Source organism: Francisella noatunensis subsp. noatunensis (assembly GCF_009823375.1).
Taxonomy (GTDB): Bacteria; Pseudomonadota; Gammaproteobacteria; order Francisellales; family Francisellaceae; genus Francisella; species Francisella noatunensis.
This window is the reverse complement of sequence record NZ_WBSX01000026.1, coordinates 1-17,131: the sequence shown is the minus strand read 5'-3', so window position 1 is coordinate 17,131 and position 17,131 is coordinate 1. Positions and strand designations below refer to the sequence as shown.

The window sequence follows — 17,131 nt, the reverse complement described above, 5'->3', positions numbered from 1 at the left end:
TCTATTTGAAAGAGTTAAGTGCTTTGGCATTTTTTAGTTCCTTATCGTTTATTTTAGTTTCGTCAAAACCTAATAAACTATATTTGGAACTCTCTTTCAACTATTTAAAACTTTCAGAATACAATCTAGCATTTTTTGTTTATTTTTATTCGTCAGCATGGAGTTGAGCTTAATGATGAATTTAAATATACGCTTTATCGCTTAATGGTATGGGGTGGTGTTTGGGCTATATTATTTGCATTACCGATATCTAAAAATATTCTTATCAAAAGCATAGTTATTGGTTTAGCTGTTATATTGTTTAACTTTTTGGTTAAAATGCCATTAGCTGGTCAAGGTTTCTTTGCTATAAATGCTGGTACAGCAGTATTTGTTATGAATATTGTTTTTAATTCTTTATGGGCATTACTCGCTGGTGTTATTTATAGTATTGCGACAATTCAGCAATAGAGTTGGAGAAACTGTTATGAGTAGTATTAGAGATTTGTTAAGTAAAGTATTTACTGCCTATATGGCAGGATTAATCAGTGGATTGGTTATAGAGATTATTTCGATTTTGGTTACAACTCATAGTTTAAACCTAAATGAAGATCTAAAGCTAGAGCTATACCGTATGATGATATGGGGTGGTGTATGGGCACTACTTCTTATTTCACCATTTCCAAAGAATATTTAGATAAGAAGTGCTGCTATGGCTTTGATAGTTATACTTTTTAACTATATGATAAGAATGCCTTATTCCGGCGATGGCTTCTTCGCATCAAATGCTGGAAATGATGTGTTTTACGCTAATCTTATATTTAATTGTCCATGGGCTTTGTTGGCTGGGTTTATATATAAACTTGCTAGTAATAAGTAATATATAAAACTTTTAATAATTTTTAGATAATTTAACCATATCACTTGTTTTTCGCTAATTAATCCCTATATCTAATAGCAGGAAATTTTATAACATTAACTATATATCCACATCGTTTATTTGTTGGGTATGTTTGAAAGTATTTGAGAGTTTAAAATATGGCAGATTATTATTCTTTACTTGGAGTTAGTAAAGATGCTTCAGAAGCAGAACTAAAAAAAACATATAGAAGGTTAGCGAAAAAATACCATCCTGATGTAAACAAAGAAAAAGGGGCTGAGGATAAATTTAAAGAAATTCAAACAGCTTATGATGTCTTAGGTGATAAAGAAAAAAGAAAACTCTATGATGCGTATGGAGAAAACTGGGATAAAGTTCAGCAAGGCGGTTTTGGCGGAGCTGGAGGTGGTTTTGGAGGTTTCTCTCAAGGCGGAGGTTCTCAAAGTTTCAACTTTGAGGATTTAGGTGATATTTTTGGTGATCTTTTTGGTGGTGGCGGAGCTGGAGCAAGAGGCTTTGGTGGAGGTCAACCAAGAGCTAGAAAAGGTGAAGATATAAACATCTCTTTACGCTTGAATGTTGAAGATGCTATCAAAGGTGGCTCTAGAACAGTTTCATATAGCTATCAAGAAGCAGGTGCTAATGGTATGCCAACTATGCAACACAAAAGTGTGGATGTCAAAATACCACCAGCTATGGGCAATGGTAAAAAACTGCGTGTCAAAGGTAAAGGTAGTGCAGGTATTGGAGCAAATGCGCCAGCTGGGGATTTGTATATCAAAGTTGAAGTAGTGGATCATAAAAACTATAAGGTTGATGGCAATGATATATATGAGCATATTAATATAGCTCCTTGGGAGGCGGCTCTGGGTACATCACTAGAAATAGATACCCCATATGGCAAGAAAAAAATGAAAGTGCCAGAGGGTAGTCAATCAGGCCGTAAAATGCGTATCAAAGGTAAAGGTCTTGGGGATGGAGATTTTTATATTGTTTATGATGTCAAATTACCACCTGCTGATACTGATGAGAAAAAAGAGTTCTATAAGCAGATGCAAGAAAAAATGAATTTTGATCCAAGAGCTTAGACTTGTCTTTTCCTATTTCCTATCTCAATTATAAAGTAACTTACTAGTATTAATGAGCCTCCAATAATAGTTGATAAATATATTTTTTCATCATTGATAAGTTTTCCAAAAATTGTCGCAAAAATAGGCTCGAAAGAAAATATAACCGCAACTTGAGACATACTTAAGTATTTTTGATAAGTGTTTTGTAAGTCATAGCAAGTAATTGTTGAAATTGAGCAAAAAACTATAGCGATTATTAAGATATAGTTAAAATGAAGATACATAAACGATGATACATCTGTTATCAAAGGCATAGGTATTCCAAATGCTACTTGCAGTATTATGAGTAAGCGTAGATCTTTAAAAGCTTCACTGCGATGATCTTTTCTAGTTTCATAGCTAAGATATACCACTGATACTGCATACATCAATGCACACAATACTGACCAGAGGTATCCTATAGTGAAGTTATCAAAGCTTGCACCAGATAGCGCATATATCCCCACTAATGAAACACCAGAAGCAACTATTCCATAAATTGTTAATCGATCTACCTTAAAAAGACTTCCTATGAAAGGAATCATGATTACACTCAAAGCTGTCAAAAATGCAGAAACACTTGATGAAACGGAGTATAACCCTTGAGTCTGAAAATAAAAACTCATACCTTCAAGTGAGCCAAATATGGCCCCTACTTTTAGTAAGTAGAGCTTATTATTAAACCTAGCTCTTAAAATTAAAGGTAAGAATAATAAGCATGATAACCCTAGTCTAAAAGCTACAAAAAGCCCAGGCGATACATACTCAAGAGAGATCTTAACTAAAGGGAATGTTGTTCCCCAAAGAATGGTGACTATAAAAAGGCAAATACGGCCTTTCTTTGTATACTCATGATATTTTATATATGATTTAGAAATGTAATTAGCAAGTTTGTCTTTATCTGCTATCAAAATCAAGATGATAATCTTACAAAAATACCCATATAACCAGTTATTAATTGCTGATTATTTACATTAAATTATCAATATTGGTATAATTCAATGTTTTTGAAAATAATTTTATGAAAAAAAATGGTGCTTATGAAACAGGTTTCAAAAGTTAAACAGATAGGCGCAGTGGCTATCATAGCTGGTACAGCAATAGGTGCTGGCATGCTTGGTATTCCGTTTGCAGTAGCCGCTGTTGGGTTTAACTATGCGCTTATGGCGCTGTTTCTAGTTTGGATTATAATGTATGCAACAGCTTTATTGATTGTCGAAGCAAATGTTTCACAGCCACTAGGTACTGATATGGATTCAATTGCTCATAATATACTAGGTAAGTCTGGTAGAGTAATGAATTTATTGTTTTATTTATTATTGCTCTATTCGTTGCTTACAGCTTATATCTTTATGGGGGGGCAGCTTTTTAAGACATATATCACTAGTTGGTTTAATTTTGAAAGTGATAGTTTTGCAAAGCTTCTATTTACATTTATTTTTGGATTTTTCATTTATAAAGGAATTAAGGTTGTATTTAGAGTTAATGAACTATTCTTGAGTCTTAAAGTTTTGGCTTTTGTATTGTTTATATCTTTTGTTGCTCCACAAATATGCCCAGCTATATTAGAGAGTAGAGCATTAGGTGTTGAATATATTTGGTTTTCTATCCCAATACTTGTAACATCTTTTGGATTCCATATTGTGATTCCTGCAATTAGGAATTATTTTGAAAATGATATTGTATTTAAAAGAACGGTAGCTGTTGGGGCATTAGCTCCACTAGTTTTTTACTTAGTTTGGGTTATGGCAACTCTAGGGACTATAAATTTATATGGTGGCAATGGTTTTATTGATCTAAGTCATTCAGGTAAAACATTAGCAGAAGCCTATGTAAGTTTAGGACAAAGAGCCCCATTAGTTTTTATTAGACTTTTTGAGAATTTTGCAATTATTACATCTTTTCTCGGTGTAGCATTGGCACTATTCTCATTTAATCAGGATTTGTATGCTCTAAATTCTAGAAAAAAGCTTATTACTTTGGTCGTTACGCTATTACCTCCATTATTCTTTGCGATATATTTTGTTAATAGTTTTATAGCAGCTCTGGGATATGCAAGTATTTTTGTGTCTGTGCTTTTGATTGTGCAACCTGCACTAATGGTTTGGGTTATAAGGTCTAGGCAGGGGCAAAATAGTATTATTAGTAAGTTTTATTTATCTTTGATATTATTCTGTGGTGTAGGTATTATTGCATTGCAATTATTAGTAGCGTTTGGTAGATTACCACATATATGATTTCATTAACTTCTAAATCTTTTACATTTCTATGAAAAAACCTAGTTTTGATTTTAAAAAAAGACCACATGATAGTGGTAATTATCAATTTGAAAATAACAATAATAACTCTAATATTGAGGAGTTTAACCTTGATAAACTTAAGCAGTTTCCAGATGAGTTGGTCGAGATATTTAATCTAATACAAGCTGTTCGTTATGATAGAATAATGCTACAAGAAGAATATAATAAATGTAGACTAAAATTAAATAACGATAGAATGGGTCTTGAGTTTGAAATTATAAAAATAAAAAAGCAGTATAATACTAAGATATCTGCTTTGCAGGAAGAGTATAATTCGGTAAAATCTAATTATAATATTGAACTAGCAAAGATGAGAGAAAGCTAATAATACAAAGTTAGTCGGACAGTCGCACTTTTTATAAGTGAGGAAAGTCCGGGCTTTATAGAGCAAGATGCCAGATAACGTCTGGGAGGCGTGAGCCTACGGAAAGTGCAACAGAAAATAAACCGCTTTTTTTACAAAAAGGTAAGGGTGAAAAGGTGTGGTAAGAGCACACCGCATTGGTGGTAACACTCAATGGCATTGTAAACCCCATCTAAAGCAAGACCAAATAGCGCTACGAAAATGTTGCTCGCATTGTAGCAGGGTAGGTCGCTTGAGCTTGTTGGTGACAATAGGCCTAGATAAATGACTGTCTATTACAGAACCCGGCTTATAGACTAGCTTTGTATTTTTTTATAAAAAAAGTGGGAAATTATGCAAGTTATTGACTCTAAACTTTTGGATAGTGATTGTCAGATAAAAGATGACCTTTTGATATCCGAGCTTAAAAGTTTTTATACTAGCGATAAGTTTGAGATTATAGCAGCAGCGTTAGAACTTTTAAAAAGTAAGAGTGCTGAATCAGTACGTCATCCAACAGGAATAAACTCGTTTTTATATGCTATCGAGATGGCATATGTTCTTTTCAAGATCAAAGCAGATGAAGAATCAGTATCTGCAGGTATTTTATATGAGCTATATAATTTTGGTGATATATCCGATGAAGATGTAGAGAACGCAACCAATCAGACAGTGGTTAAGATTTTGCAAGGTACACGCAAAATGTCAGCTATTAGAATGTACCGTTCTGATAATATCTCACTTGAGCAGATTGATACTTTTAGAAAAATGCTTTTGACGATTATAGAAGATGTCAGAATCGTTTTAATTAAAATAGTTGATAAGCTATGTACTGTCCGTCATTTAAAGTCTCTAAATACTAACACCCAAAGAGTTATAGCTAGAGAAACACTAGATATCTATGCACCATTGGCAAATAGACTTGGCTTGGGAGCTATTAAGTGGGAGCTTGAAGATAGAGCCTTTTTTTTCTTAGAACAGGAAGAATATAAAAAAATAGCCAAAAGTTTAGGTTTTACACGTAAAGAAAGAGAAGAATTTCTTAATCAAGTTATTGAAGAGTTAAAACAAATACTTAGAAAGTATAATCTAGATGCTGGTGTTCAAGGTAGAGTTAAACACATCTATAGTATATACAAAAAGTTTAAAAACAAAGGTTATCAAGATATCAATGATCTTTATGATATTACAGCTGTTAGAGTTATAACAAACAATATAGATGAATGTTATAAAGTATTAGCTGAAGTTAATAACCTATATTCACCGATTCCAGAGGAGTTTAGTGATTATATAGCTAATCCAAAGCCGAACGGTTATAAGTCTATACATACTGTGGTTAGGGTTGGTGAACAAAATATCGAGGTTCAAATTAGAACGCATAAAATGCATGAGGAATCAGAACTTGGTTTTGCCGCGCATTGGCGTTATAAAGAAGGTGTGAAGTTTGATGCATCATATGAAGCAAGAGTGGCATGGTTGAGATCTCTTCTTGAATGGGAAAAAGAAATCAACGACGATGATAGTCAAATTACTAAAGAGCTAAATAGGAGACTTTATGTATTCACTCCTGCTAATGAATTAATAGACTTAGCTGAGGACTCTACAGTCCTAGATTTTGCATATTCTGTACATACTATGGTTGGTCACCGTACAAAAGGTGTAAAACTAAATGGTAAGATAGTACCTCTAACAACTAAACTAAAAACAGGAGATAAGGTCGAGGTTCTAACTGGGAAAGAGCCAAATCCAAGCAAAGACTGGGCTTCGGAGAGTTTGGGATATTTAACCTCTGCTAGAAATAGATCTAGGGTAACCAAGTGGTTTAATGAGCAAAATAAAGAAGATAATATTGTTTTAGGAAAAGATAGACTCCTCAAGGAATTAAGAGGCTATGATCTTAAAGAGGTCGATTTTGTAGAAGTTGCCAATAAGTTTAATATGAAAAGTAGTGATAGCTTATTTGTTTCTGTTGAGAATGGTACTGTTAGAATTAATAGTATTGTTAATCATATACTTGATACATATTCAGCTGAAGAAAAGCTTGTCAAAAAGCAGAATCGAGTAACTACAGCCAAAACTAAGACTCCTAAGGTTTTAGTATCTGGATTTAATGGTATGAAGTATGAGATGGCTAAATGTTGTCAGCCTGTTTATCCTGACGAAATTCAAGGATATATGAGTGTTACAAAGGGTGTTGTTATACATACTTCTAGTTGCCCTAATTTGGGTTATTTAAAAGAAAAGAGTCCTGAGAAATTTATAGAAGTTAATTGGGATGAGTAGAGTAGAAGCAAACTTAACTACTTTCCAGCATAGTTTCCTGTATTTTTAGCTTGTTGTAACCAACCATTTTTGATGTCAAAAGTTACTTCATTTGTCGACTTGATTTGATTGCCAGCAGCAGTTTGTCCTGCGATAGTTAACTTATTCTCTCCAGGTGTTGGTCTAGCAATTTTCCATTGATCATCTTCAAATGTTGCAGGCATAACTGTACCATTAACTATAAAAGTTAGCCTGTCATCAGCAGATATGGCAGGATTCGTTGATATAGCTAATTTATCTTCTTTGGTGAAAATATTAGCATCATTTGCTGGAGATGTTATTTGTACACTTAGATCTTCAGTTGTTCCTTGATTTTCATCTAACACTTCTTTGTTCTTTTCAGCTAGACTAGAGTTGTTCAGCTTAGAAATATCGCTTTGCTTAATTTTAACAGGTTGATTTGAGATCATATCTTGGCTAGCTTTAGTATCTACAACTGTAGGTTGACCAACTTCAATAATTTTATAATCAGTATCATCAGAAGGTTTTTCTTCTGAAAATACAACATTACCATTTTCTGAACGCCATGAGTAAATAGTTGGATTAGCTGCTTGGGCGAGAGATATAAAGGTAAAACATGATATAACGTAAAGCAATATGATTTTATGAAAATTGGACATTATTTAAATTCTCAAACTTTTAGCTATCTTTAAGTATATATAAAATTAATAATAATCAAAAGCCTAGATATATTAATTTATCTACCAAGAACCTGACGTCTATAGAATTCTGAGTCACTTGAGGTAATAATTTTATGATCTTTAGTACTACCTCTAACAGAAATTGTTACCGGTCCTAGATTTGGTCTATTTACTTTCCACATCCCATTTTCAAAGTGAGCAGGGTATGGTATGCCATTTATTATAAATATTGGATGATCTTCAGCTGTCAAAGATGGCTCCAAAATAATTGGTAATTTCTCATTATGGACAAAACGATTTTCACCATTAGCTGGTGAGATTATTTTACTTTGATTACTTCTGAATTTCTACCATTTTGTTGTTGATTATCCTGTTGTGTATTATGAGTACTTAAATATAAATTATTTTGTTTTAGCGAAGCAAGTTGTTGTTCCACAGGAGATTTTTGTTGTATTTGATTTTTATGAATTACACCAATTTTCTCATATTCTTGATCAAACATTGGAGCTGTCTGTGAGAATACTACATTGCCTCTAGAGTCTCTCCATGTATATACATTGTCATCTTGGTTGGCGTATAAAACATTAGTGACAATACTCAGTAATAATATTTTGTATATATACTTCAAATAAATCATAAAACAGATATCTTAAAACTTTCAGAATACAATCTAGCTGTTTATACTACATCAATTAAGGATAAATTTAGGTTTCTATTATGATTACATTGGATTATGTGATTTATGATTGTATAGCTAATGCGTGTTTACTTGGGTTTGCAATTTTACTTTATAAGAAAAACAAGTATGCTTGGATGTTCGTGTTAGCTAGTCTGATTATAAAAGTTTTTATTTATGGTAAATATGGGATTACAACATCATTTATCTATTTGTCGGCACAGATATTAACAACTGTAGTTACTGGATATATTTGGCTCAAACAATCTAACTATACCAAACCAACTCAAAAAGTAAGATTGCTAGCAATAGTTACTAGTTTGATTGTCTTGTTATTATGGGTTGGTGTGATGTATAAATATGTCAATCCATATATACTTGATTACGAGTTATTATTTGGCTTTGATTATCTATGCTATATGCTGATTGTAATAGGAGCTATATTTGTTGCATTTAGGTTGGCCATAGGGTTGTTATTTTTTTCTGTAGTGTTTATTAGCTATGCTGTTAATTATGCAAACTCTGCGATGATTATTAGCAATGCACCTCAGAATATAAGAGATTTTATTCCATATTATTGGATATCAGCTGTACTTTTATTCATAGCAGGGATTATTATAGTAGCAGCATACACAAATGCTAAGAGAAATATTTGATACAGTTATAGACTATATACATCAAACCTATTTGTTTTACCTTTAAGTTGAGATGTTGGTTTTTTATCATAAAGAAAATCAGCATTAATAGGTCTTTTTACAACAGCTTTTTTTGTTTTTTTCGATAAGATAATATTCTTGAGTAAATTTGAGTTAGATTCATCGTTATTAAAAGCAATATCGTGTAAGACTTGCATTCCCTGTTTGACTTTAGCGCTTTTGTTACGTGGTGGAAACATTGGGTCTATATATATACAGTCAAAAGAAATATTAGTAGTATTTATATATTCATTAGCATCTATATTAATCAAGTCTATTTGATTGGCAATGGCTTTTAAGTTAAGAGTTTGTCTTGCTCTATTGAGTGCATCTACGAGTAATACGTAAATATAACAATCTTTCTCTAGCGAAGTCAATCTATGTCCTCTAGCTGCTAGTGTAAATGTATCTCTGCCGAGACCAGCTGTTGTATCTAGAATATTTAGTTTGTCTTTTGAGCGACCCTCAACTGCTTGGACAATACTGCATTTTTTAGTTTTAGGATCTATCCTATTTAGAATTTCGTTACTATTAAAATCTATAAATAGCTCTTTATCTTTGTAATGTAGTTTTAGGATATTATCCTCGACATATAAGTACTTATTATCTTGGTTTGATAAAATATATTCAAACTCAATATCTATAATATTCTCAATATGAGATCTTACTGCTAAGTTGTAAATATTCATGATTTTTTTTTCGCTCTAGGGTGTGCTTTATCAAAAACACTAGCAAGTTGTTGGAAATTTAGGTGAGTATAAATTTGCGTGCTAGAAATATCTGCATGACCAAGTAAATCTTTTACAGCAAGTAAGTCTTTAGACGAATCTAATACATGAGTCGCAAAAGAGTGGCGTAACATATGAGGATGTATATGCTTTGTTGCATATTTTTGTGCAAAGATTTCAATCCTTTTTTGGATAGATCTATTTGTTAAATGCTCACCATTTTGTGAGATGAAGAGATAGTTACATTTCGGGCTATAAGTATCTCGAATATTTAGCCATCTATTTAAATTTGTTAGTGTTTTACTACCAAAGTATGCAATTCGTTCTTTGTTGCCTTTACCTATTACTCGTATGCTTTTTTGATTTATATTTATGTCTTTTAGTTCTATTGAAGATAATTCACTAAGTCTTATTCCACAGCTGTACAAAAGATCAAAGCATGCTATATCACGAGTTTCGATATTATTGCTTGGTTTGATATCTAATAAATAGGCTAGTTCATCTGTATTTACGGCTTTAGGTAGTTTTTTGCTACTCTTAGGTGCCTTGATACCAGTTGTGGGATTATTTTTTATTAACTCACTATTTATCAAAAAATTAAAAAAACTTCTTAAAGAACTAAGTTTGCGTTGTAATGTTTTTGATGAGTTTCCTTGGGCATGAAGCTTTTTGACCCACATTAAAATATCATTATTTTCAAGTTTTGTTATATCTTTATCAACTATTGAGCTATTTAACTGGAGTAAATCTCTGCGATAATTATTTATAGTTTCTTGAGAGTAATTTTTTAGGTAGAGTAAATTATCAAGGAAATTATCAATATGTTCTATATTTGTCATTATCTAAATTACAGAACTACGCACAATATTACTATTACACCAGAAACTAGAGAAATTAGCCATAAGCTTTTGTAGGTTGATATCTTATAGTTAAAGCTCTCACCAAGACTATTTATCTTAAATGCCATAAGAGCCGGCATAATCATCAATAAGACAGTAATCGATAGGCCAACGCATGTCATAGCATAAATAAATATGTCAGGATCCATTTGGTTTATTATTAGTGGAATGGCAAAAGTCAGAATTGTTGCTATTGAGTATCCAATAACCTTTTTTGTTTTATATAACTTATATGTGTCTAAGTTAAAGTGAAATAAAGATAAGTTAACACTTAAAAATGATGTCATAATAGCCACATAAGTGAAGATATGCAGTACCGCATCTGTTGTCGGAGTTCTTACCTTGCTTCCTAAGGTTTTTAGAATATCACCGATATTAGCTTTATCAACTGGGATGTGATTAAATATCGAATCCATGAAGCTTACAGGACCGTGTAGTGGTAGTACACCTAAGATAGTAAATACCCATATGATATATAGTATAAGCGGTATGATACTGCCGATAATAACTATGCGTTTCATATCTTTAGCATTTTTGCCAAGATAGTCAGACAAGGCAGGGACTATAATATGAGATGTAAAAGATGTTGTAAAGACTGGGATCGCTATAATCAATGAAACTCCCAAATCAACTGGAGTTACAAAAAGATTTGGAATTTCAATATAACTATTAAATACAACACATAAAATTACTAATACGAGTATTTTTAGGATTATAAAAAATCTATTAGCATAATCGACAAATCTTGTTCCTAATACTACGATACTTCCAAAAATGACTACAAAGATCAATGATGATGCTTTTTCATCAAGATTAGGGAAGGATGAGGATAATGATGATGCAGCAGCTGAGATATAAGCGGTACTAATAAAATACATAAGTACTAAAAAAGCTATACTTGCTACTATACCCCCACCTTTACCAAGATATTTCTCTGCTATAGTTTTAAAACTGCTACCATAAGGCATTGAGCAAGAAATATCTGAGATAACGACAGCGGTGTAAGTCATTATGCTCCAGACTAAGAATATGAGAATAGAGCCTATCACAAAACCAAGTTTAGCGGTTATGATAGGGAGTGCTAGTATACCGCCACCTATCATAGTACCTACTATGATCATTATTGATCCTAAAATTTTGATGAAGCTATTCTGTCGATTATTCATATTTATTCTTAACTTAGTGTGCTGGCTGTTGAGATTGGTTTGCTTTTTTTTGCATATATATAGCATCAAAGTTAATTGGTGCTAGATTAAGAGGTAAAAAGCCTCCTTTAATTATCGAAGAATCAATAACTCTTTTTGCGTAAGGGAAAAGAGTATTAGCACAGTAAGTATTAAGCACAGATTCTACTTGTTCTTCACTCATGCCAGTAATTGTAAATATACCTGACTGAGTAACCTCAGCTATGTACGCATTTGCTTGTTTGTTTTTAGTAGTTATTATGATTGTCAAATCAAGCTCAAAATTTTCATCATTAATTTTTTTTGTATTAAGATCAATATTGAAATCTGAGCTAGGATCCCACTGATCTTTAAAACAAGCAGGAGAGTTTACAGTTTCGAATGAAACATCTTTGGTATATACTTTTTGGATTAAAAAAGAAGGTTGATTTTCGTTATTTTGCATTGCTTTTCCTAAGACTTTACAAATTCATATCTGAAAAATTATAGCAAATTGAAAAAGTTTATATAACTAAATTAGAGCTTTTTTAGCTCAAAGAGTATATTTAGAGCCTCGATTGGCGTTATTGAGTTGATATCTATTGTTTCAAGTCGCTCTTTAATATGATTCTTTTGTGGAGTTTGATCAAGTTGGAGATTTTGTTGAGGCTGATCAATAGTATCCAATTTATCTTGTCCTTTTTCTAAATTAGCTAGATTTTTCTTTGCTGATTCTAAGACATCTTTTGAAATACCAGCTAATTTAGCTACTTGAATACCATAAGATTTTTTAGCGGCACCAGCAACTACCTTGTGCATGAAATAGATATTATCTTTATATTCTTTAGCTTCAAAATGAATGTTCTTTGTATTTGGATATTGATTAACTAACTCTGTAAGCTCAAAATAATGCGTGGCAAAAAGAGTCAATGCACCAATTTTTGCAAATTTTTCTGCACAAGCTTTTGCAAGTGATAAGCCATCAAAAGTACTTGTCCCTCTACCAATCTCATCCATGATTACTAGAGACTTTTTAGTTGCATTATTCAGGATATAAGCTGTTTCAGTCATTTCAACCATGAATGTAGATCTACCACTAGATATGTCGTCTGAGGCACCAATTCGAGTGTATATGGTATCTATATCGCCTATATCTGCATAGCTAGCTGGTACAAATGAGCCTATATATGCTAGAAAGATAAGTTGAGCAACTTGACGCATATAAGTGGACTTACCACCCATGTTAGGTCCAGTGATTATTTCTAACGTATAAGTGTCTGTACTTAATAGGGTATCATTGGGTATAAAGGGTTCATCAATATTTTGCTCGATTGCTAGATGGCGAGCTTCTTTTATATCTAACTTACCAGTTTTATTAAATTTAGGTTGATTTAGGTTTAGCTTGATAGCTCTTTCTGCAAAGTTTGCTAAGACATCTATTTTTGCGATACTTGCTGCAGTCTGTTGGATTTGGGAGTAGTATTCTAAAACTTTATTCAATAGAGTATCGTAGATAAGCTTTTCTCTAGCTAAAGCTTTTTCTTTTGCTGAGAGAATCTTATCCTCAAAAGCTTTTAGCTCGTCAGTAATATAGCGCTCACTAGCTTTTAATGTTTGGCGTCTGATATACTCCGCTGGGACTTTGTCAGCATATTGTTTCGAAAGTTCAATGTAATAACCATGTACACGGTTATAACCAACTTTTAGTGTATTAATCCCTGTTTTTTGCTTTTGCAGAGTTTCAAATTTTAATAAAAAATCGTAAGAGTTGTCTTTTAGCCCTCTTAACTCATCAAGTTCCTGGTCGAAACCATGTTTTATGACGCCACCATCGCGAATGGTCATTGGAGGATTATCTACAATAGCTTTGTTTAGTAGTTTTGTCAGCTCATCAATTTGATGAATGTGATTATTTATATTTATAATCTCAGAGGTGTTTATTTCTTCAAGTAGACTCTTGAGTTTAGGTAGTTGCTCGAGAGAGCTATTAAGAGAGACTAGATCTTTAGGTTTTACTGTTCCTAGAGCAACGCGAGAAATTATCCTTTCAATGTCATTTATATAAGACAGAATGTCCTGAATTTTTAAGAAATAATGTTGTTTCCTAAAGGATTTTATAACGTTATGACGCAAAGAAATTTTGTTTAGATCCCTAGTAGGATTTTTGAAGTATCTTCTTAGAAGTCTGCTACCTAAACTAGTTTTGCATTTATCCATTATGTTTAGAAGGCTACTTTTTGAATTATTATCTAGCTCTAAATTATTTCTACTATTAATGTCTATGTTTAGTCTGTTTTGATCTTCATCTAGATGGATGTCTGAAATGTGTTTAGGAATGCTTTTTAATGTATTTGTTAAATAAGCAAGTATTGATCCGATAGCTGTTAGTTGTTCTTTTTTATATAAATTTAGAATGTTATTTGCAAAACTATTATCAAAAGAGTTTAGTATATGCTTTTTTGCCTCAAAATTACTAAAGTACCATTCTTCCAAAACTTTTACTGGTTTGTTGAAAATATTCTTTTCTACAAGGTTATTAGAGTTGGTAATTATCTCTTGAGGTGATAGTTTTAATATCTGATTTTTTAGATCAGATGAATTTGTTACCGTATTTGTAAGATGAATTTTGCCTTGAGTATAGCTAGTATATGCGATGTGATATTTATTGTTTTTTTCATAGATACTTACGAGAATGCTATCTTGATTACTATCTAAAAAAGCCTCTTCAGAAACTGTAGCTGGAGTTATTATACGTGTAACTTGTCGTTCAACTGGACCTTTTGAGATGCTTGGATCTCCTATTTGCTCACATATTGCAACTGATAATCCTTTTTTGACAATTTTAGCGATGTAGCCTTCTGCAGCGTGATATGGCACACCAGCCATTGGTATTGATTCGCCATTTGATTTTCCTCGAGCAGTGAGGGTTATATCTAGTAGCTCTGCAGCGTTTTTTGCATCATCAAAAAAAAGCTCGTAAAAGTCACCCATTCGATAAAACAGTAATATATCTGGATATTGAGATTTAATTTTCAAATATTGCTGTATCATTGGTGTGTGATTTGAAACTTCTTGCATAGTGATTAATATTCTAGATTTTAAAAATTTATGTTTGAGATTATATTATAAATGGATACTATAACAAACCTTCAAAATCATTGGTTGTAGCTTTTTTATTTTGCTAAAATACTTTAGAATATAAAGTAGCTATTTTTATGAATTGATTTGAATTTGAAAGGAGAAAGTAAATGAACTATTTAGACTTTGAGTCAAAGATAAAGGAAATTGAAGACAAGATTACCTCATTATCTCATGTGTATGAGGATGAAAAAACTGAAGCTGAAATCAAAAAGCTTGGTAAGAAAAGACTCGAGCTTATGGAGTCTACTTACTCTAAACTTACAGACTGGCAAGTAGTTCAACTATCTCGCCATCCGGATAGACCTTATTTTAAAGACTTATTATCATTAGTCTTTACGGATTTTCAAGAGCTACATGGTGATAGAGCATTTGGTGATGATCTAGCTGTTATTGGTGGTTTGGCTAAACTGAATAACAAACCTGTTATGGTTATAGGACAAGAAAAAGGTCGTGATACTAAGAGTAAGATTAAGCATAATTTTGGTATGATGCATCCTGAAGGCTACCGTAAGGCTCTAAGATTGATGAAATTGGCTGAGAAATTCAATATGCCGATCATTACTTTTATTGATACTCCTGGCGCGTACCCAGGTATCAAAGCTGAAGAGCGTGGTCAAAGTGAAGCAATAGCAAGAAACTTATTAGAAATGAGTGCACTTAAAGTTCCTGTAGTTTGTATTGTGATTGGTGAAGGTTGTTCTGGTGGCGCATTAGGTATAGGTGTTGGTGATAGATTACTTATGCTTCAGTATAGTTATTTTGCTACTATTTCTCCAGAAGGGTGTGCTTCAATTCTACACAAGACAGCTGAAAAAGCATCTGAAGTTACACAAATGATGAATATAACATCTGGACGCCTTAAAGAGTTAGAGATAGTTGATGCAGTTATACCAGAGCCTTTAGGTGGAGCACACAGAGACTATGATACAACAGCTGCTAATATCAGAAAGGCTATCGCTGCAGAGTTGAAAGTATTATCAGAGATGACAGTTGAGGAGAGAAATGCTAAGAGATATGATAAGCTAATGTCTTTTGGAAGATTCAAAGAAGCGTAATTCTCTCAGTTTCATTCTAAATTTAATTCGATGTTTCTAAAAAAACAAAATCACAAGCAGGATTTGGTATCGTAGAATCAATGATTGCTGCTTTGATTTTGTTATTTGTACTATCATCCGGTTTTATATTATTAAATAGTATTCTCGTAAGTATAACTCTTGAAAATAGAAAGGATGAAATAGCTACTGTTCTTGATGAGAGAGTTAGTGTGTATCGTCTAACTGGAGTATTAGATGATTCTAAAACCGACGATGGTATAGAGTTTATCAAAACCGTTGTGCTCGAAAAAGAAAACGATACGAAGCTTCAATAAAAAGAACAGCTTGTGAATAGATTTAAATCATTAAGTGTTGCGGATATCAAAAAAATGGCAGAGAAAGCCGATAAAAAAGCGAAAAAAGATGCTGCTAATAATGTTGATATTGTATATAGGGTTGTAAATATAGCCGCTATTGATAATCAAATGCAAGTAGCTGATAGGGTTAAAATTATTGAGAGAGATGTAAAAGTTAATGATAGCGAAGAGAGTTAAAAAGTCATTAGGTTTTACATTGCCAGAGCTAATGGTAGCAATGGTTGTGGCAGCTATAGTCATGGGTATGGCAATCGGTATATATATCGATATGAAAAAACAATAGCTAGATTGTATTCTCAATGTTTATAGAGATACCAAAATGTACTTCATTAGGTGTCAAGTAATTTAAACATTTCTTAGGTCTATTATTCAAGTCTATCTGTAACTTTCTAATGTATTGATGAGATATATTGTTAAAGTTAGTACCTTTAGGTATAAATTGTCTGATATACCTATTCATGTTTTCATTAGTACCTCTTTGCCAAGGACTGTATGGATCAGCAAAGAATACTTTGATGCCAGTCTTGCTAGTTAGCTTCTTATGTTTAGCAAACTCTTTACCATTATCAAATGTAGCTGTTAATATTTTATGACCATTAGATACTTTGTACAATATTCTATTGATTGAATTAGCTGTTCTATCTATAGACTTGGCTAAAATAGTAAATCTGCTAGCTCTATCGACCATTGTTACAATAGCACTTTTATGGTCTTTACCAACAATAGTGTCACCTTCAAAGTGATAAAGATTTTTTCTATTAGCACTGCTAGGTCTTTCAGAAATACTCGCTCTATCCTTTATCTTAACTTGTTTAGAGTCACCTTCTTTTTTGTATTTATATTG

14 protein-coding genes, 1 other RNA gene and 5 pseudogenes are annotated in these 17,131 nt (G+C 32.5%); 11 read left to right on the top strand and 9 right to left on the bottom strand.

Translation table 11 applies throughout. The features are described from left to right. Positions 1-135 precede the first annotated feature (135 nt). The 3 genes and pseudogenes from F8C69_RS03575 to F8C69_RS03565 all read left to right on the top strand — a co-directional run bounded on the left by F8C69_RS03575 (position 136) and on the right by F8C69_RS03565 (position 1,947). Positions 136-450 (top strand): membrane lipoprotein, encoded by a 315-nt coding sequence (locus F8C69_RS03575; protein ID WP_159184225.1) that lies wholly within the window; start codon positions 136-138, stop codon positions 448-450. A 16-nt stretch (positions 451-466) separates the two neighbouring features. Beyond that, positions 467-859: pseudogene (locus F8C69_RS03570) on the top strand (membrane lipoprotein). A 158-nt stretch (positions 860-1,017) separates the two neighbouring features. Next, on the top strand, positions 1,018-1,947 hold the full coding sequence (locus F8C69_RS03565) for a DnaJ C-terminal domain-containing protein (RefSeq protein ID WP_159184224.1): 930 nt from the start codon (positions 1,018-1,020) through the stop codon (positions 1,945-1,947). Here the strand turns inward: F8C69_RS03565 and F8C69_RS03560 are convergent. Continuing rightward, positions 1,944-2,821 (bottom strand): annotated as a pseudogene (locus tag F8C69_RS03560) (DMT family transporter). The gene F8C69_RS03565 and the pseudogene F8C69_RS03560 sit on opposite strands and share 4 nt — an antisense overlap. A gap of 187 nt (positions 2,822-3,008) precedes the next feature. On the opposite strand from F8C69_RS03560, the gene F8C69_RS03555 reads away from it, so the two are divergent. The 4 genes from F8C69_RS03555 to F8C69_RS03540 all read left to right on the top strand — a co-directional run bounded on the left by F8C69_RS03555 (position 3,009) and on the right by F8C69_RS03540 (position 6,894). Further along, on the top strand, positions 3,009-4,205 hold the full coding sequence (locus F8C69_RS03555; protein ID WP_159184223.1) for an amino acid permease: 1,197 nt from the start codon (positions 3,009-3,011) through the stop codon (positions 4,203-4,205). A 31-nt stretch (positions 4,206-4,236) separates the two neighbouring features. Continuing rightward, entirely contained in the window at positions 4,237-4,593 is a 357-nt protein-coding gene (locus F8C69_RS03550; protein ID WP_159184222.1) for a hypothetical protein, read from the top strand. Positions 4,594-4,599: 6 nt separating this feature from the next. Continuing rightward, positions 4,600-4,940: RNase P RNA component class A (gene rnpB, locus F8C69_RS03545), an RNA gene on the top strand. Between the two features lie 25 nt (positions 4,941-4,965). Continuing rightward, on the top strand, positions 4,966-6,894 hold the full coding sequence (locus F8C69_RS03540; protein ID WP_159184221.1) for a RelA/SpoT family protein: 1,929 nt from the start codon (positions 4,966-4,968) through the stop codon (positions 6,892-6,894). A 17-nt stretch (positions 6,895-6,911) separates the two neighbouring features. On the opposite strand, the gene F8C69_RS03535 is transcribed toward F8C69_RS03540, so the two are convergent. Further along, positions 6,912-7,553 carry a DUF4124 domain-containing protein gene (locus F8C69_RS03535; protein ID WP_159184220.1) on the bottom strand — a complete coding sequence of 214 codons (642 nt, stop codon included), beginning with the start codon at positions 7,551-7,553 and terminating at the stop codon, positions 6,912-6,914. A gap of 77 nt (positions 7,554-7,630) precedes the next feature. Then, positions 7,631-8,211 (bottom strand): annotated as a pseudogene (locus F8C69_RS03530) (DUF4124 domain-containing protein). An 80-nt stretch (positions 8,212-8,291) separates the two neighbouring features. Here F8C69_RS03530 and F8C69_RS03525 point away from each other — a divergent pair. Then, complete coding sequence (locus F8C69_RS03525; RefSeq protein WP_159184219.1) at positions 8,292-8,906, top strand: hypothetical protein; 615 nt, start codon at positions 8,292-8,294, stop codon at positions 8,904-8,906. A 5-nt stretch (positions 8,907-8,911) separates the two neighbouring features. Here the strand turns inward: F8C69_RS03525 and F8C69_RS03520 are convergent, their stop codons facing one another. The 5 genes from F8C69_RS03520 to mutS all read right to left on the bottom strand — a co-directional run bounded on the left by F8C69_RS03520 (position 8,912) and on the right by mutS (position 14,813). Continuing rightward, entirely contained in the window at positions 8,912-9,634 is a 723-nt protein-coding gene (locus F8C69_RS03520; protein WP_159184218.1) for a class I SAM-dependent methyltransferase, read from the bottom strand. Then, on the bottom strand, positions 9,631-10,512 hold the full coding sequence (gene xerA / locus F8C69_RS03515) for a site-specific tyrosine recombinase/integron integrase (RefSeq protein WP_159184217.1): 882 nt from the start codon (positions 10,510-10,512) through the stop codon (positions 9,631-9,633). Before xerA ends, F8C69_RS03520 begins: the two co-directional genes overlap by 4 nt. A gap of 8 nt (positions 10,513-10,520) precedes the next feature. Continuing rightward, the gene (locus F8C69_RS03510; RefSeq protein ID WP_159184216.1) at positions 10,521-11,738 is read right to left on the bottom strand and encodes an amino acid permease; all 1,218 of its coding nucleotides are present in this window, start codon (positions 11,736-11,738) and stop codon (positions 10,521-10,523) included. A gap of 13 nt (positions 11,739-11,751) precedes the next feature. After that, a complete protein-coding gene (secB, locus tag F8C69_RS03505; protein ID WP_159184215.1) occupies positions 11,752-12,201 on the bottom strand; it encodes a protein-export chaperone SecB in 450 nt (149 codons plus the stop codon). A 71-nt stretch (positions 12,202-12,272) separates the two neighbouring features. After that, positions 12,273-14,813: a DNA mismatch repair protein MutS gene (gene mutS, locus F8C69_RS03500; protein WP_159184214.1), complete on the bottom strand. Its 2,541-nt coding sequence runs from the start codon at positions 14,811-14,813 to the stop codon at positions 12,273-12,275. Positions 14,814-14,983: 170 nt separating this feature from the next. Between mutS and F8C69_RS03495 the strand changes: the two genes are divergently transcribed. The 3 genes and pseudogenes from F8C69_RS03495 to F8C69_RS03485 form a co-directional block, all read left to right on the top strand. Beyond that, on the top strand, positions 14,984-15,931 hold the full coding sequence (locus F8C69_RS03495; protein ID WP_159184213.1) for an acetyl-CoA carboxylase carboxyltransferase subunit alpha: 948 nt from the start codon (positions 14,984-14,986) through the stop codon (positions 15,929-15,931). Positions 15,932-16,011: 80 nt separating this feature from the next. Then, positions 16,012-16,464: pseudogene (locus F8C69_RS03490) on the top strand (pilus assembly protein). After that, positions 16,445-16,567, top strand: a pseudogene (locus tag F8C69_RS03485) (PilW family protein); the annotation flags it as partial. The pseudogenes F8C69_RS03490 and F8C69_RS03485, both read left to right, overlap by 20 nt. Before the next feature lie 3 nt (positions 16,568-16,570). Here the strand turns inward: F8C69_RS03485 and F8C69_RS03480 are convergent. Beyond that, positions 16,571-17,131: IS30 family transposase (locus F8C69_RS03480; protein WP_159183759.1), on the bottom strand; the 561-nt coding region annotated here is incomplete at its 5' end.